This is a genomic window from Aestuariivita boseongensis (assembly GCF_001262635.1).
Lineage (GTDB): Bacteria > Pseudomonadota > Alphaproteobacteria > Rhodobacterales > Rhodobacteraceae > Aestuariivita > Aestuariivita boseongensis.
In genome coordinates this window covers 46,525-62,267 of sequence record NZ_JXYH01000006.1, presented here as the reverse complement: position 1 = coordinate 62,267, position 15,743 = coordinate 46,525, and the positions used below count along the sequence as shown (strand labels likewise).

13 protein-coding genes are annotated in these 15,743 nt (G+C 59.8%); 6 read left to right on the top strand and 7 right to left on the bottom strand.

The window, feature by feature from the left end; translation table 11 throughout:
• Positions 1 to 13: 13 nt before the first annotated feature.
• Complete coding sequence (locus TR61_RS04155; protein WP_050928307.1) at positions 14 to 1,840, top strand: AMP-dependent synthetase/ligase; 1,827 nt, start codon at positions 14 to 16, stop codon at positions 1,838 to 1,840.
• Between the two features lie 79 nt (positions 1,841 to 1,919).
• Here TR61_RS04155 and TR61_RS04150 read toward each other — a convergent pair whose 3' ends face one another.
• The 5 genes from TR61_RS04150 to TR61_RS04130 all read right to left on the bottom strand — a co-directional run bounded on the left by TR61_RS04150 (position 1,920) and on the right by TR61_RS04130 (position 7,100).
• The gene (locus tag TR61_RS04150; RefSeq protein WP_216595359.1) at positions 1,920 to 3,539 is read right to left on the bottom strand and encodes a hypothetical protein; all 1,620 of its coding nucleotides are present in this window, start codon (positions 3,537 to 3,539) and stop codon (positions 1,920 to 1,922) included.
• 11 nt (positions 3,540 to 3,550) lie between these two features.
• Positions 3,551 to 4,444, bottom strand: coding sequence for an isocitrate lyase/PEP mutase family protein (locus TR61_RS04145; protein WP_050928306.1), 894 nt, complete (start codon positions 4,442 to 4,444; stop codon positions 3,551 to 3,553).
• Positions 4,441 to 4,962: a LeuD/DmdB family oxidoreductase small subunit gene (locus tag TR61_RS04140; protein ID WP_050928305.1), complete on the bottom strand. Its 522-nt coding sequence runs from the start codon at positions 4,960 to 4,962 to the stop codon at positions 4,441 to 4,443. The genes TR61_RS04145 and TR61_RS04140 overlap by 4 nt, the downstream gene beginning before the upstream one ends.
• Position 4,963: 1 nt before the next feature.
• On the bottom strand, positions 4,964 to 6,229 hold the full coding sequence (locus TR61_RS04135; RefSeq protein ID WP_050928304.1) for a 3-isopropylmalate dehydratase large subunit: 1,266 nt from the start codon (positions 6,227 to 6,229) through the stop codon (positions 4,964 to 4,966).
• A 91-nt stretch (positions 6,230 to 6,320) separates the two neighbouring features.
• Positions 6,321 to 7,100, bottom strand: coding sequence for an IclR family transcriptional regulator (locus TR61_RS04130; RefSeq protein ID WP_050928303.1), 780 nt, complete (start codon positions 7,098 to 7,100; stop codon positions 6,321 to 6,323).
• Between the two features lie 121 nt (positions 7,101 to 7,221).
• Between TR61_RS04130 and dctP the strand changes: the two genes are divergently transcribed.
• The 3 genes from dctP to TR61_RS04115 all read left to right on the top strand — a co-directional run bounded on the left by dctP (position 7,222) and on the right by TR61_RS04115 (position 10,224).
• The gene (gene dctP, locus TR61_RS04125) at positions 7,222 to 8,310 is read left to right on the top strand and encodes a TRAP transporter substrate-binding protein DctP (protein WP_050928302.1); all 1,089 of its coding nucleotides are present in this window, start codon (positions 7,222 to 7,224) and stop codon (positions 8,308 to 8,310) included.
• Between the two features lie 74 nt (positions 8,311 to 8,384).
• On the top strand, positions 8,385 to 8,879 hold the full coding sequence (locus tag TR61_RS04120; protein ID WP_050928301.1) for a TRAP transporter small permease: 495 nt from the start codon (positions 8,385 to 8,387) through the stop codon (positions 8,877 to 8,879).
• A 4-nt stretch (positions 8,880 to 8,883) separates the two neighbouring features.
• The gene (locus TR61_RS04115) at positions 8,884 to 10,224 is read left to right on the top strand and encodes a TRAP transporter large permease (RefSeq protein WP_050928300.1); all 1,341 of its coding nucleotides are present in this window, start codon (positions 8,884 to 8,886) and stop codon (positions 10,222 to 10,224) included.
• A 67-nt stretch (positions 10,225 to 10,291) separates the two neighbouring features.
• Here the strand turns inward: TR61_RS04115 and TR61_RS04110 are convergent, their stop codons facing one another.
• Positions 10,292 to 10,714, bottom strand: coding sequence for a DUF1489 family protein (locus TR61_RS04110; protein ID WP_245626816.1), 423 nt, complete (start codon positions 10,712 to 10,714; stop codon positions 10,292 to 10,294).
• Between the two features lie 110 nt (positions 10,715 to 10,824).
• On the opposite strand from TR61_RS04110, the gene TR61_RS04105 reads away from it, so the two are divergent.
• Positions 10,825 to 13,113 (top strand): adenosylcobalamin-dependent ribonucleoside-diphosphate reductase, encoded by a 2,289-nt coding sequence (locus TR61_RS04105; RefSeq protein WP_050928298.1) that lies wholly within the window; start codon positions 10,825 to 10,827, stop codon positions 13,111 to 13,113.
• Positions 13,114 to 13,181: 68 nt separating this feature from the next.
• Here the strand turns inward: TR61_RS04105 and TR61_RS04100 are convergent, their stop codons facing one another.
• Positions 13,182 to 14,000 carry a sulfotransferase family protein gene (locus tag TR61_RS04100; protein ID WP_050928297.1) on the bottom strand — a complete coding sequence of 273 codons (819 nt, stop codon included), beginning with the start codon at positions 13,998 to 14,000 and terminating at the stop codon, positions 13,182 to 13,184.
• 147 nt (positions 14,001 to 14,147) lie between these two features.
• On the opposite strand from TR61_RS04100, the gene TR61_RS04095 reads away from it, so the two are divergent.
• Positions 14,148 to 15,725: a DUF5928 domain-containing protein gene (locus tag TR61_RS04095; protein WP_050928296.1), complete on the top strand. Its 1,578-nt coding sequence runs from the start codon at positions 14,148 to 14,150 to the stop codon at positions 15,723 to 15,725.
• Positions 15,726 to 15,743: the final 18 nt, after the last annotated feature.

The following is a 15,743-nucleotide window of genomic DNA, read 5'->3' as shown; positions in this document are numbered from 1 at the left end:
GGCTCTGAAAGATATGGCATTCGATATTCGCAGCGAAAGCGGGTTCCGGTCGGTCCCGCAAATGGTGTCCGAACATGCCGCCGCGCGGCCCGATGCGGTGGCCATGCGCCAGAAGGAATACGGCATCTGGAACGAGCTGACCTGGACCGATGTGCAGGAGATCATGCAGGCCGGGGCCGCGGGCCTGATCGGTCTGGGGGTCGAGGCGGGCGATCATGTGGGCATCCTGTCGGAAAACCGCAGCGAATGGGTGCTGGCGCAATTCGCCATCAATGCAGCGGGCTGCACGGTTGTGGGGATGTACCCGACATCGCCCGCTGCCGAGATCGACCACCTTGTGAATGCCTCGGACACCACGGTGCTGTTCATCGAGGATCAGGAGCAGCTGGACAAGATCAAGGACTTGCAGGGCAAACTGCCCAAGCTGCGCCAGTTGATCGTATTCAACCCCAAGGGCACGCAGGGCGAGGATTATCTGAACCTGAAGACCTGGGACGATCTGCTGACCAAGGGCCGCGCCATGGTGAACGGCCAGGCGGGCGATGAGGTGATGGGCCGTATCGCTGGGATTAAGCCGGAAGACACGGCGATGATGGTGTTCACGTCAGGCTCCACCGGGTTGCCCAAGGCGGCCGAAATCTCGTTTGCGAACCTCAATGCGGGCGCGCAAGTGGCCGAGCATATCTTCAAGGGCTATGGCCCCGGCACCAATGTGCTGAGCTATCTGCCGCTGTGTCACATCGCCGAACAGGCGGTCACGGTGATGAACGGGCTGTCCAAGCAATTCGTGATGAACTTTGGCGAAAGCCTGCGCACCATCACTTTGGACCTGCGCGAAGTCGCGCCCGAGGTTTTCTTCGGCGTGCCGCGGATCTGGGAAAAGATGCAGGCCGGTGTGATCGTGCAGGCGCAAACCGCGGGGGCCATCCGCAAACCCATGACGCTTTTGGCGCTGAAAGGCGCGATGACGCGCGGCGCGAAACGCCGGGATCAGTGGACGGCAGGCGACAAGCTGGCCCATGCGTTCTGGGATGCGCTGGTTTACCGCCACATCCGGTCATATCTGGGCCTGGGCAAGGTCAGCTTCGCGATCTCGGCCGCGGCGCCGATTGCGCCTGACCTACTGGCCTTCATGCGCGGGATCGGCGTGAATATCCGCGAGGCTTGGGGGATGTCGGAAACCTCGGGCGTGGGGACGATCCAGAGCGAATGGGGCAATTGCGACGGGCGCGTGGGCTTTCCCGTACCCGGTGTGGAATGCAAGATCGCCGATGATGGAGAGGTCCTTTTCAAGGGCGATACGATCTTCAAATCCTATTACAAGAACCCCGAGGCCACAGCCGAAACCATCGTCGATGGCTGGCTGCATACGGGCGATGTGGGGCAGCTTGAGGCCGATGGCTCCCTGACACTGATTGACCGGAAGAAAGACATCATGATCAACGCGGCAGGCAAGAACCTGTCGCCCTCGCTGATCGAGAATGTGATCAAATCCTCGCCCTATATCAAGGAAGTGATCGTGATCGCCGATAAGCGGCCCTATGTGACCGCTCTGGTACAGATCGACATGGACACTGTGCGGCTGTGGGCAGAAGGGCAGGGGATTGCCTATACCACCTTCCGGTCACTGGCGAAAAACCCGAAGGTTCAGGCGCTGATCGATGCCGAAGTGGGCAAAGGCAACCAGGACCTCGCGCGGGTGGAGCAAATCAAGAAATCCTATCTGCTGCCCAAGGAACTGGATCACGACGATGGCGAGGTTACCGCGACGATGAAAGTGCGCCGCGCCAAGATCTATGAGTTCTATGCAGAACAGATCGAAGGGCTTTACGCGGAGTGATGGTCGAACCGGGGATTTCCCCGATCGGCAAGGATGGTTGGAAGGCGGCCCCGTTCAGACACGGGGCCGCCTTTTCGCATCAATGGCCGCAGCAATTCCCGCCCAGCACATGCCCCTGCACGCCGGAATGGTTGCAGCAGCCGCCTTTCCACCAATCGGCCCCGGGCCCATGGCAGTATTTGTCATCCGCACCGGTCATCTTCATGAACAGCGGGTGGTAGTTGCGGCAGACCTCAAGCTCGGTCTTCACCCAATGCAGCGGGTCGCGGCCGTAGTGGTCCCAGTAATCGCCTTCCATGTTCAGCCCCGGCACGGCAGGGTTCCAGCTTTCATCCAGCCACAGATCCACATCGCCATATTTGGCACAAAGCTTGCGGATGTCCGGATCGTCCAGCGCGCCAAGGCGGCCGTTTTCGATCAGCGTTTCGTTATCGCCTTCCCGTTCCATCGTGTAGGTCGGGAAGTAGAGATGGAGATGCCAGTGACCCACGAGGTTCCCGGCCCGCGCCGCGCGGCGTTCGGCCATGGACGAGATGATGGTGCCGAAGCCCATATGGATCACGCCCGAGCGCACGCGTTCATAGAGGCAATTCACGAAGCCTGACGGGAAATCCTTGCGCGGGCGATGCACGTGGGGGTTGGTGCCAATCGACGCCTCCCACCAATACAAAAGGCCCTTACCGGGAAACTCCGGATATTGGATATGGTCGGTTTCCGCCTGTAGCTTGCGCAGACGATCCCCGAACTCCCCGCCTTCGTTGATCTGCGTGATCTTGGAGTTTTCCACGATCAGCTGCGTCCAGTCGCAGGGCGCGATGTGGTTCGTTGTGCCTGCGATCACGCCGTTGCCGTCTTCCTTGCCGGGCAGGAACATCCAGGGCCGCCCCGTCACATGGCCCGGCAAATAGGTCTTGCCGAAATGTTCATTCGTGGTCCAGGTGCGCGACGTCAGATCAGGGTCATAGAATTCCCGCTTTGAATCCCAATACCCGGCGTGGTTCGTGAATTCGATATCGGTGCCTTCCGGGTCCACTATGCGCGCGCGTTTGCAGGTGCGCACCCGGTCCCATGTCCATTTGTCGATGGCGTTCAGGACCTCGATCGGCATTGCATGGGCCGGGGAGGCCAGAATCTCCGGCGTGATAAACGGCATCCGCTGGATCTTGATGAAGCGTTCGGCCAGCACCGGCCCGCCATAGCCCATCAGGATCTTGTCGTATTGCTGTTTTTTCTCTTCCTCTTCCCACCAGTCCATCCATTCGGCCAGTTCCTTGGTCCGGAACAGATAATAATCCACCTCATCCGACCCGATCCATTGCGGGACGGGGCCGCGGTCGATCTTCTTGATTTCGTATTTGACCCCGTATTTTTCCAGGATCTTCTGACAGGCATGGATCACCAGATCCGAATGCCAGTTGTCGACGCGCAGAAGCACCCGTTCGCCCGGCTTCAGACCCCAGCAGGCGTTCAGCCCGTGGTTATAGGGCCGCTGTGCGACGTGTTCGAGATAGGGCAAAAGCTGGTCGGGATGCGTCACCTCCACGAAAGGCGGGCAACGCGGCGGGCGTGTGGCCTGCAGCGGCGGGCTCTGGAATGTGGGCGCGCCTTTCGGGCGGGCGGCGACGCGGTCGCGGCCCGGTGTGGCGCTCAACTCATGCGGGGCGCGTTCGGCGGCGATGCGGGTGAAGTCCTCGGGCATGGGGCTCTCCTTTACGAGGCTTTGGCGGCTTTCAGGTCCATCAGCAGGAATTGCGCCTGCTGATCCTCGATCTCTTCAAAGCCGATGAATTTTTTGAAATCCGCCATGCTCATCTGCTTGTGCGGCAGGTCATGGGTGTGTTTGTCCGCCATCAGACGCGCGAAATTGTCCTGCATCGCCTGCGCCACGGTCATCAGGCCAACCAGCGGATAACAGGCCAGACCTGCAACTTCTGACAGCTGCTCTTGCGTCAAATCCTTCTCGAGCCAGCCAAGGATTTGCAGCGACAAGGGCACGCCCGCAGCTTCACGCAGCCGTTTCAGCCCCGCGAAATCTGTAAACGTTCTGCTGATCGGCTGGATCAGATCGGCGCCCGCATCCACATACATCCTGGCCCGTTCGATGCTTTCGTCCTCGGTCATCGCATCGGTGCGCGCGATGATCAGCGTGTCGGGGTCGCGGCGGGCCTGAACAGCGGCGCGGATCTTCGCCGCCTGTTCATAGGCGGGGATAATCTCCACCTGGTTGGCTGCTGCGGCACAGCGTTTGGGCGCAGTCTGATCTTCGAACACCATGCCGCAGACGCCCGCCTGCTCGAATTCCCGCACGGTGCGCATCACGTTGATCGCATTGCCATATCCGGTGTCCGTGTCGGCCACGACCGGCACGCTGACCGCATTCGCGATGTTGCGCACGACAGTCAGGTTTTCCGTCATCGTATAAAGCTCGACATCCGGGGCGCCGAGGTGAGAGGCCGAGACGCCAAAACCGGTGGTAAAGACCGCCTCTGCCCCGGCTTTCTGCGCCATCAGCGCCGACATGGCATCAAACGCGCCGGGCAGGATTTGCGTCTGTCCCGCGCGCACCTTGGCGGCGAAATCACTTTTGGTCTGCGCGTCGATCATGTCGCCGCCTCCTCTTTGTCGCGGGCGTGCAGGTATCCGACGATGCCGCCCGCCTCGAGCATTTGCTGATCGCCGTCGCTGAGCGGCTCAAACGGCAACTCGGTGCCTTGGGTCAGGTTGCGCAGGGTGGCGCTGTCCCAATCAACCTCGATCTCGTCCCAGCGGTTCACGGCTCCCATGATGCCGGGGCAGGCCACTTGCGGAAACCCCATCGCAATCTCGCCCCGCCAATATCCGGGCGAAAAGCTTTCCGCGATCACCCCGGCGATCCCCAACTGCCGCATGCCGATCATCGGGGGGTAATGGGGATGGCCGTAGCCGAAATTGTGATTGCCCACCAAAAGATCACCGGGGCGTACCTTCTGGGCGAAATCCGGCTCCTCCGCAGCCATGCAGAGCCGCGCCAATTCCTTGGGGTCCTTGATCTTGATGTTCTTCACGCCGACGATCTGATCAACGTCGAAATCCTCATCCTCGAAGATCCACGCCACCCGGCCTTTCAGGTTCGCCAAAGCCATCTCACACCCCTTTCAGATAGGGGCGGGGATCGGCAATGCGCCCTTCGATGGCCGAAGCGGCAACGGCGGCGGCATTCACGATATAAATCTCGCTGTCGGGCGACCCCATCCGCCCCCGCACATTCAGCGTGCCGGTCGAGACCGCCCGTTGCCCGTCGCGCATCACGCCCATGCGGCCAAAACAATAATCGCAGGAGGATGACGAAATGAACGCCCCCGCCGCGATCAGGCGGGTGAGGATGCCCTTGGCCGCCGCTTCCTCCATGATCTCGTTCGAGGTGGGAATGACATTCAGCTGAAAACCGTCCTTCACCCGGTGGCCTTCCAGCACATCGGCGGCCAGCGCCAGATCCTCCACCCGGCCCGAGGCGCAGGAGCCGAGGTAACCTACCTGCACCTCGGTCCCCACCACCTCGCTCAGATCACGGGTGTTGGCAGGGCTGGGCGGAATGACGGCGATGGGTTCCAGATCGGTCACGTCGATCGTGTGGCGCGCGTGATAGGTGGCGTCGTCATCCGAAAACAGCGGATCGATATCGAGCCGCTGACGCTCCCGGATATAGGCCAACGCGGCTTCATCCGGATTCATGATCGCCGTGATCGCCCCGGTGAACATCGCCAGCGAATTGATCGTCTGCCGCCCCGACAGCGAAATCGACGCAATCCCGGGCCCGCCTAGCTCCATCACCATGCCCCGGCATGACCGGGGGCCCAGAACCCGCACGATGTGGTGAAACACATCCCGCGCCGTCACGCCCGGTTGCAGATCGCCGGTGATATCGATCCGCACTGTTTCGGGCACCTTGAACTTGATGCGTTCTTTCACAAACGCCTCCAGCAGATGCCGCCGCACGCCGATGGCCAGCGTGCCGAAGGTGCCCAGCTGCGAGATATGTCCGTCGAAATGCACCACGAACGCACCGGGCGTGGCATAGCCCAGCTCGGCCGCGACCTGATGGCCGATGCCCTTGCGCTCATAAACCGGCACATTGTTCTTCTTGCCCCAGCTCCGCGTGATCTCGTGCAGTTCTTCCTCGGCCGTGGTGGCAGCGGGCACCATGTGGTCGATGAAAAGGGCAAACCGCTCCGGCTCGGCCACTTTGTCGATGCCGAACTCCTCCTCCATCTGGCGGAAGATCACATCCGTGTAGCCCGGAAAATCATAAGCAATCACGAAATCCGGCTTGGCCAGCACCTCATCGCCGGCCCGCACCGCGCCCTTTCCGGATGCGCGCGCCAGAATTTTCTCCGCAATCGTAAAGCCCATGCGCCGACCTCCCTTCGGACCTGGTCGAGCAATTCTGGGCGCGGGTCGGAAGAAATGTCAACACACAACGGTAATTTCAGTGGTTGAAATGCTAAAGCCGATAGCCGCGCACACGCTGCTGCATCTCTTGCACCGCAGACAGCATATGCTGCAGCATCTCGGCCTGGGCTGCACCGACATAGCGGGGCGTCAGCCCACCGGTTGAGATCCCGGCCAGAACGCGTCCGTTCTCATCCAGCAGCGGGACCGCCATTGCCGATAAGCCAATCGCGATCTCGTCATGCTTTACGATGAAGCCGTTCTTGCGGATGCTCTCGACCTCTGCCGCCAGGGTGCCGTTGCTGTCATCCAGCTTCTCCAGCAGCCGCGCGCGTTTCTCATCTTCCAGATGTGCCAAAAGAACCCGTGGCCCCGTGCCCCGATGGAAGGGCCGTGTTTCACCCACGGCCCACCACCGCACTTCAATCGCCAATCCGCCATTATGCCTTGCGGTACAAAGCGCCTCATCCTCCTGCACAATAGACAGGTACACGGTGGTCTGTGTATCTTCCGCCAGTTGAATCAGCCGGTCTTCCACCAGGCTGGTCACCGTCAGGCTGTCCGGCACCGAGCGCGCCAGATCCAGCAGCCCCGACGAGGTGCTGTAGCGGCCTGTCGCCGGATCCTGCCGGATCAGACCCTCATCCCGCAATGTCACCAGAATGCGCCGGGTCGTGCCCGCATCCAGTCCCGTGGCGCGGACGATTTCATTCAGTGCCAGATGGGGTTGCGCCTCGGAGAAAGCGCGCAGGATCGACACCGCCCGCGAGATCGCCCGCACCCGAGGCAAGGTGGCCCCTTGCTGGCCCCGGGGTTTGATTTGCTTATTCATACCATGCCTGATCCGATTATTTCACTAAATGAAAATTAATTTATGTGTTGACACACTGCAACCCCCTTATGTGATAGTAACCGCGACTGATCGCAGAAGATCAGCAAAGGGAGGATGATCAATGAAACGACTGCTCAGCGGGGTGTTGATGCCCGCGCTTGTGGCGGCGGGCTTTCTGACCGCAACGCTGCCGACATCAGCCGAAGCGCAAATGCGCGAGTTGCGCTTTGCTGAATTCGGACCCAACCGGGGCACACGGGCCGCCGCCTTGGAATGGCTGGATCAGGAAATGCGCGACCGTTCCGGCGGCACGCTTGGCCTTGATATCACCTGGGGCGGCGCGCTTCTGGGCGCCAAGACCGCCGCGCAGGGCCTCAGCGATGGCGTGGCTGACATGGCCTCCATCGTGCCGGTTTACGCACCGGGCCAACTGGTCGCTTACGAGGTGACAGACACCATCCAGTTCGGCGATGAATGGGTCGGCATGATGGCCACCTATGAATTCATGACCACCAACGAGGCCGCGCTGGAAGAACAGAAAAAGGCCAATATCAAGTATTTCGGCAATTACACCACCGGTCCGACGCAGCTTCTGACGCGCGAGGCCCCGGTAACCACGGCCGCCGATCTTGATGGCCTGACGATCCGCGCCACGGGTGCCTTCGTCCCCGCGCTTGAGGCCAAGGGCGCCTCCACCGTGTCGATGTCGCAGCCCAAGGTTTACGAGGCGATTTCGAACGGCTCGGCGGACGGGTCGACCACCTATTACTATGTGGTCAAGGCCTACAAGCATTACGAGGTGGCCAATTACATCACCGAACTGAACATGGGTCAGGTTCTGGCCTTTGGCATCGGGATGAACATGAACACCTACATGAGCCTGACCCCCGACCAGCAGGCGCTGGTGGACGAGCTGGGCCGCGAGTTCACCGCTTATGTGGCTGAAAAGATGTACAACTCCCGCACTGACGTGAAAGCCGAACTGCAGGAAGGCATCGACGGCCACAAGATCGAGATCGTTCAGCCCACGGACGAATTCCGCGCCTCTCTGGTCGAGATCGCGAATGCCGACGTGGCGCGCTGGAAGGAAAAAGCCGCAGAAAAAGGCATGGATGCCGATGCGGTCTACGGGGCCTTCGCAGCGCTGGTGGACAAATACACCGCCGAACGTGATGCCAACGGGTACCCTTGGGAAGCCGAAAGTAACTGATTGACGCGAACCGGACCGGCTCGCCGCCACATGCGCGGGCCGGTCTGACTTTGAACACTGAAAGCGGTCACACCATGCTGCTTCGCCTTCTCGATCTCATTGAAAATATTGCGCTCTGGGTGGGCTGTGCGGCGCTGCTGATCATGGGCGCGCTGGTCACCGGTTCGGTGCTGGGGCGCGGTTTGTTCAACAAACCGATCCCGGATGATCTGCTGATGATCGGCCTTCTGATGGTCTGCGTGATCATCCTGCCGCTGGCTTACGTGGAACGCAGCAACGGCCATATCGCCGTCACCGTGATCGCCGACCGCCTGCCAAAGCCTGTGCAAACCGCGCTGACCATTCTGGGCCGTCTGATCTTTGCCGCCTTCATCGGCACGATGGGCGTGGTGATCGCCCGCAAGGTGCCCAAGGAATTCGAACAGGGGCTTTACTATGACGGGCGGCTGGAAGTGCCCACATGGCCGATGAAAGTGGTCTTCGCCTTTGGCGTGGCCGTATTTCTGCTGCGCATTGTCACCAATATCATTCAGGACCTGCGCGGGTCCGACGACGACGCGGTGACCTGACAGAATGGATCCCTTAACCGTTGGAATTTACGGGCTGATCGCCACTCTGGTCCTTCTGGCCCTGCGCGTGCCCATTGCCGCCGCCCTCGGGTCTGTCGCGTCCGTGGGCATTTTCATCATCTTCGCCTGGCGTCCGGGCGCCGAGTTTCAGCCCGAATGGGCCTGGCAGCCCACGTTTTCACTGATCGCGAACAATCCTTACGCCTTCATCACCACCTATACGCTGTCAACGATCCCGCTGTTCATCTTCATGGGCCACCTTGCCTATGAGGCAGGCTTTACCACCGATATCTATCGCGCCGCGCGGCTGTGGCTGGCGCGGCTGAAGGGTGGGGTCGCCATTGCCTCGGTCGTGGGCTGTGGCGGGTTTTCGGCGATCACCGGATCCTCCGTGGCCTGTGCCGCCGCGATGGGGCGCATCGCCATCCCAGAAATGCTGCGCTTTGGCTATTCGAAATCGCTGGCTTCAGGGTCTGTCGCCATTGGCGGCACGCTGGGCTCTCTCATCCCGCCCAGCGTTCTGTTCATCCTTTACGGCATCTTCGCCGAACAAAGCATCGCCAAGCTGTTCATCGCCGCGGTGATCCCCGGCCTCTTGTCGCTCGCCGCGTATGTGCTGGTGATCTATATCTGGGTCTCGCGCCGCCCGCAGGACGCGCCTGTCCCGGATGAAGAGATCTCGCGCGCCGACAAGATGCGCGCGCTGCGCGACTGCTGGGCCATTATCGTGCTCTTCGTGGCCGTGGTGGGCGGCATCTATATCGGGATCTTCACCCCGACCGAAGCGGCCGGCATAGGCGCGGCCACCACGCTGGCGCTTGGGCTTATCCTGGGGCGTCTGAATCTTTCCAAGATCTATGCCGCGCTGAAGGAAAGCGTGTTCCAGTCTTCCATGGTCTTCGTCATCGCCATCGGCGGCAAGTTGTTCGTCAACTTCATCGCACTGACCGGGCTCGCCAGCGAAATCACCATGTGGATCGAAACCTCTGGCGTGTCGGTCTTCATGGTGATGGGGCTGATCGTGCTGATGTATATCTTCCTTGGCATGTTCCTCGATCCCATCGGGATCATCCTGCTGACCCTGCCGCTGACTATTCCGATCGTCGAAACCTTCGGCTTCTCGCTGATCTGGTTCGGCGTGGTGGTGATCAAACTGCTTGAGATCGGATTGGTCACGCCCCCCATCGGGCTGAATGTCTTCGTGATCAAATCCATCGTCGGGGACAAAATCCCCCTCGAGTCGATCTTCGGTGGCGTCGCCTGGTTCCTGCTGGTCGAGGTTTTCGTGCTGGCCGCGATCCTCTTCATCCCGGCGCTGTCGCTTTACCTCACGACCTTCCTTTAGGGGGTGCAAAACGCATAACGCCCCGCGTCGGCCTTGTACAAAACGCACAATTTGGCCGGGTGCGCGGTCAAAGAACCCCGATTTCGGCTAGGGCGCGGTTCAGTTCGGCCGGCAGCGTCGGCTCCTGTTCCCGACCCTTGCGCAGATCGGGCGGCGCGTCTTCGGGCTTGAGATAGCGCCACCCCTGAAAGGGCCGTTTCGGGGCCGAGGTGGTGCGTATGATCTCGGGGTCCAGAACGATGCCACACCGGGTGATCCCGTCTTGCCCGGTGACTTCATCCAGCCGCAGAATACGCTGGCGGCACAGGACCAAGCCCTTGAAAACCCAGTATAAAGACCCGCCATCCAGAAGCTTGTCCGCCTGTTTCGGCCACATCCGCGTGACATGGCGAGGCAACCCGTCCGGCCCCTTGGCCCGCGGGTTTTTCTGCCAGTCGATCAGGTCTTCAACAGCCTCTGCACCAACGCAGAGTTTTACGAGGTTTATCATTTGATTCTGCCCACCCATGCCGTATATTGTAGAACCTCGCCCCGCAGCATCAACCATTGGTATTTTTCTCCACAACATATTGTGGATAACTCAAGCCGGAGACCGCACCCGTGACAGCTTTCAGCGCCCCTATTGCCGAGCAAATCTGGGACATGAAATACCGCTTCAAAAAGGCGGATGGCACACCGATTGACGTGACCGTCGAAGACACATGGCGGCGCATCGCGCGTGATCTGGCAAAGGTTGAGAAAGACCCAAAGCATTGGGAAGACAGGTTTTATTCGGCCTTGGAAGGGTTCAAATACCTGCCCGCCGGCCGCATCACGGCAGGTGCGGGCACCGCACGGCAGGTGACGCTGTTTAACTGCTTCGTGATGGGCACCATCCCCGACAGCATGTCGGGCATCTTCGAAGGGCTGAAAGAGGCCGCGCTGACGATGCAGCAGGGCGGCGGAATTGGCTATGATTTCAGCACGATACGGCCCAAAGGCGCCGATGTGAAAGGCGTGGCCGCCGACGCGTCGGGCCCCTTGTCCTTCATGGATGTCTGGGATGCGATGTGCCGCACGATCATGTCCGCAGGCTCGCGCCGGGGCGCGATGATGGCCACGATGCGCTGCGATCATCCGGATATCGAGGATTTCATCACCGCCAAATCCGACGCCGCGCGGTTGCGGATGTTCAATGTCTCGGTCCTGGTCACCGACCCGTTCATGGAGGCGGTGAAGGCCGACACCTCCTGGGATCTGGTGTTTGATGGCAAGGTGTATCGCACGGTTCAAGCGCGCGATCTGTGGAACAAGATCATGCGCGCGACCTATGATTATGCCGAGCCGGGCGTGATCTTCATCGACCGGATCAACGCGGCTAACAATCTGAATTACGTGGAAAAAATTGCCGCAACCAACCCTTGCGGCGAACAGCCCCTGCCGCCTTACGGGGCCTGCCTGCTGGGGTCGATCAACCTGGCGCGGCTGGTTGAAAACCCGTTCGAAGACGCGGCCGAGCTGAATGAAGAACGCCTGAGCGATCTGGTCGCCACCGCCGTGCGGATGATGGACAATGTGGTCGATGCCTCCAAATTCCCGCTGCCCGAACAGCAGGCCGAGGCGCAGGCCAAACGCCGGATCGGGCTGGGGGTCACGGGGCTGGCCGATGCGCTGTTGATGCTGGGGCTGCGCTATGGCTCGGACGAGGCGGCGGCGCAGACCGAAGCTTGGCTGAAATCCATCGCGCGGGCGTCCTATCTGGCCTCGGTCGAGCTGGCCAAGGAAAAGGGGCCGTTCCCCCTGTTCGATGCCGAAAAATACCTGGCATCCGGCAACATGATGAACATGGACGAGGATGTGCGCGACGCGATCCGCGAGCACGGCATCCGCAACGCGCTTCTGACCTCCATCGCGCCCACGGGCACGATCTCGCTTTATGCAGGTAATGTGTCGTCGGGGATCGAACCGGTCTTTGCCTATGCCTATACGCGCAAGGTGTTGCAGAAAGACGGCTCGCGCACGGAAGAGGAAGTCATTGATTACGCTGTGAAATTGTGGCGCGACAAGTTCGGCGACCGCGAATTGCCCGACTATTTCGTCAATGCCCAGACACTGGCGCCCGCCGATCACGTCAAGATGCAGGCGGCAGCGCAGAAATGGATCGACAGTTCGATCTCGAAGACGATCAACTGCCCGGAAGACATCAGTTTCGACGCGTTCAAGGATGTCTATATGCAGGCCTGGGATACCGGCTGCAAAGGCTGCACGACCTATCGCCCCAATGACGTGACCGGGTCGGTTCTGAGCGTGAGCGAGGAGAAATCCGCCGCGCCCGAAGTGCTCTCCGCCGACGATGGCGAGCCGATGCAGCCCCATGGCGATGTGATCTATATGTCCGAACCATTGGACCGGCCCAAGGCGCTGGAGGGCAATACCTACAAGCTGAAATGGCCCGATAGCGAACATGCTATTTACCTGACGATCAACGACATCGTCGTGAACGGCCACCGCCGCCCGTTCGAGGTGTTCATCAATTCGAAGAACATGGAGCATTTCGCCTGGACGGTTGCCCTGACCCGGATGATCTCGGCCGTGTTCCGGCGCGGGGGTGATGTGTCCTTCGTCGTGGAAGAACTGAAAGCCGTCTTCGACCCGCGCGGCGGGGCCTGGGTTCAGGGGAAATACATCCCTTCGATCCTGGCGGCCATTGGCGGGGTGATCGAACAGCACATGATCGCCACCGGCTTCCTGGAAGGGGAGGGGATGGGCCTGAAATCAGATCCACAGGCGGCGGTGGTCAACCTGAACGGCCCGCGCGGCAAAGCGTGCCCCAGCTGCGGTCAGTATGACATGCGGATGGTGGAAGGCTGCATGACCTGCGCCAGCTGCGGTCATTCGAAATGCGGGTAAGGCGCTGTTGAAAAAGAAACTCTGCGAATTTTCGGATAACAAAATTCGCAGGGTTTTTCGTGTTCTGCTCAGTCGCCCAGCTTGGCGTGCACCTCGTCCAGGTCGATTTCACCCGTGGGCATCTTGTTTGACGGATCGTCGAAATCGTATTTGAACAGGTCGAAATCCCGGTGATACATCTCGTACACCAGATGCATCGACAGATCGTCAAAGTAATCCTCGACCGGATGCGCCCGCTTGGGCCCGTGCCCTTCGCTTTCGTTAAACCGCGGGATCTTTTTCAGGTTCACCTTCTTGGGCGTCTTGATGGATTTCAGAACCTCGCCCATGCCGTCATTGAAATGTTCGGTCCAGAAGATCTTGTCATAGCGCCCGCCGTTCACGATGAAGGTCGAGATATGGCCTGACATGGCCGACCAGTGAATGTCGGGGTCCATGGGGCGGCGCCAGCGGATGGTGTCGCGGGCAAACAGCAGAAAGCGGCGGAAGCTTTTGATCTGGTCGAACTCTTCCTTGCCGTCTTCGCCACCCACTTCGATGCCGTATTTCTGCACAAGCAACGGCACCAGGTTCCCGCGATACCGTTTCCCGTTGCGCTGAATCCCGCAGATCTTGTCGAAAAACGAACTCAGGATCCGGGTATAGGGGTTGCGCACGCAGGTAAATGCAAAGCTGTCGTGGTTTTGCACATTGCGCGTGATCGGCTCCTGACTGGCGTCTATCGCCCATTTGTGAAGGCCCGTGGTGGCGTCATGGATGTCACCATCGAAGAATTCGCCATGGTCGGAATAATACATGATCTGACCGATGGTCGAACAGGCGCATTTCGGCACAACCCGATACACCACGCTTTCGCTTTCGGTCATCCAGGTCCCTGGAAACCCCATCTGCTCTGCCTCCTGCCTTGGGTCGCTGTTGGAAGCGCCCGGCTTACTTTGACCATAAAAAAGCAAAAAACGCGTGTTTATTCAATCTGTCTTCAGCATTATCAAGGAATAAACAATACCCGAGGCACAAGGCGGTTCGTTTCCCATATGGCAAAAATTGCCTACATATTGCTCTGCCATAAGGATCCTGAGGCGATCATTCAGCAGGCGCGCCGTCTGACGGCTGTGGGGGACTATATGTCGATCCATTTCGACGCACGCGCCAAGGCCGAGGATTACAACAAAATCCGCGATGCGCTGGACGACAATCCCTATGTCACCTTCGCCCATAAACGCATCAAATGCGGCTGGGGGGAGTGGTCGCTGGTCGAAGCCTCGCTTTACGCGATCGAAAGCGCGGTGGAGGCGTTCCCGAGGGCCACGCATTTCTACATGCTGTCGGGCGATTGCATGGCGATCAAGACAGCCGAATACGCCCATGACTTCCTGGATGCGCGCGATGTGGATTACATCGAAAGCTTTGATTTCTTCGAAAGCGACTGGATCAAGACCGGCTGGAAGGAAGAACGCCTGATCTACCGGCATTTCGTGAACGAACGGAAATACAAGCGCCTGTTCTATGGCCTGTTCGAGGTGCAAAAGCGCCTTGGTCTGAAACGTGAGGTGCCCTCGGACATTCAGGTCATGATCGGCAGCCAGTGGTTCTGCCTGCGCCGCCGCACGATCGAGGCGATTTTGGCCTTTATCAAGAAACGGCCCGATGTGGTGCGGTTCTTCAAAACCACCTGGATCCCCGATGAAACCTTCCTGCAGACGCTGGTCCGGCATCTTATCCCGGCCGATGAAATCGACTCGCGCACGCTGACCTTCCTGATGTTCTCGGATTACGGCATGCCGGTGACGTTCTATAACGATCACTATGACTTGCTGCTCAGCCAGGATTTCCTGTTTGCCCGCAAGATTAGCCCCGAAGCGAAGGAGCTGAAGCGCCGCCTGGGCCAGCTTTATGCCGCGACCGGCCTCAAATTCCAGATCTCGAACGAAGGGCGGAGCCTTTACAAATTCCTGACAGGACGCGGCCGGATCGGGCGGCGTTTCGCCATGCGGTTCTGGGAAACCGAAAGCACGCTGGGCCGTGAACGGGAATTGATGATCGTTGTCTGCAAGAAATGGCATGTCGCCAAACGCCTGCTGGACCGGATCCGGCAGCTGACCAACGTGCCCGCGATCGAATATATCTTCAACGAAGAAGACACGCCCATTCCCGATCTTGGGGGCATCGAAAGCTCTTTGTGGAAGCGCACGCGGCACAGGCGGGCGCTTGTGCGGATGCTGTTCGATTACTATGAAACCGACCGGCTGATCGTCTGCATGGACCCGTCGAACCTGGATCTGATGCAGGATTTCTATTCCGACCGCTCGCGTACCAAGATGCTGGAAATCGTGTGCGACTTTACGGATGACTATCTGATCGGCCATGCAATGCGGGTGGGGCTGGCGGGCGAACAGACCAGCCAGGCCACGCTACAGCGGCTTCTGCCGACCATCCGCAACGACATGACCTATGAAAGCGATCAGATGCGGGATGCGAATTTCCCCATGCATTACCGCTTGCGTGAAAGTTCGGACGCCCATGAAAACGCCGAAAAGCTGGCGGAGTTTCTGGATATCCCGAAAGATCGCGCGTTGGAGATCGCAGGATCGGACCATCTTTTCGCCGATTGATGCCACGCCCGCATGGCA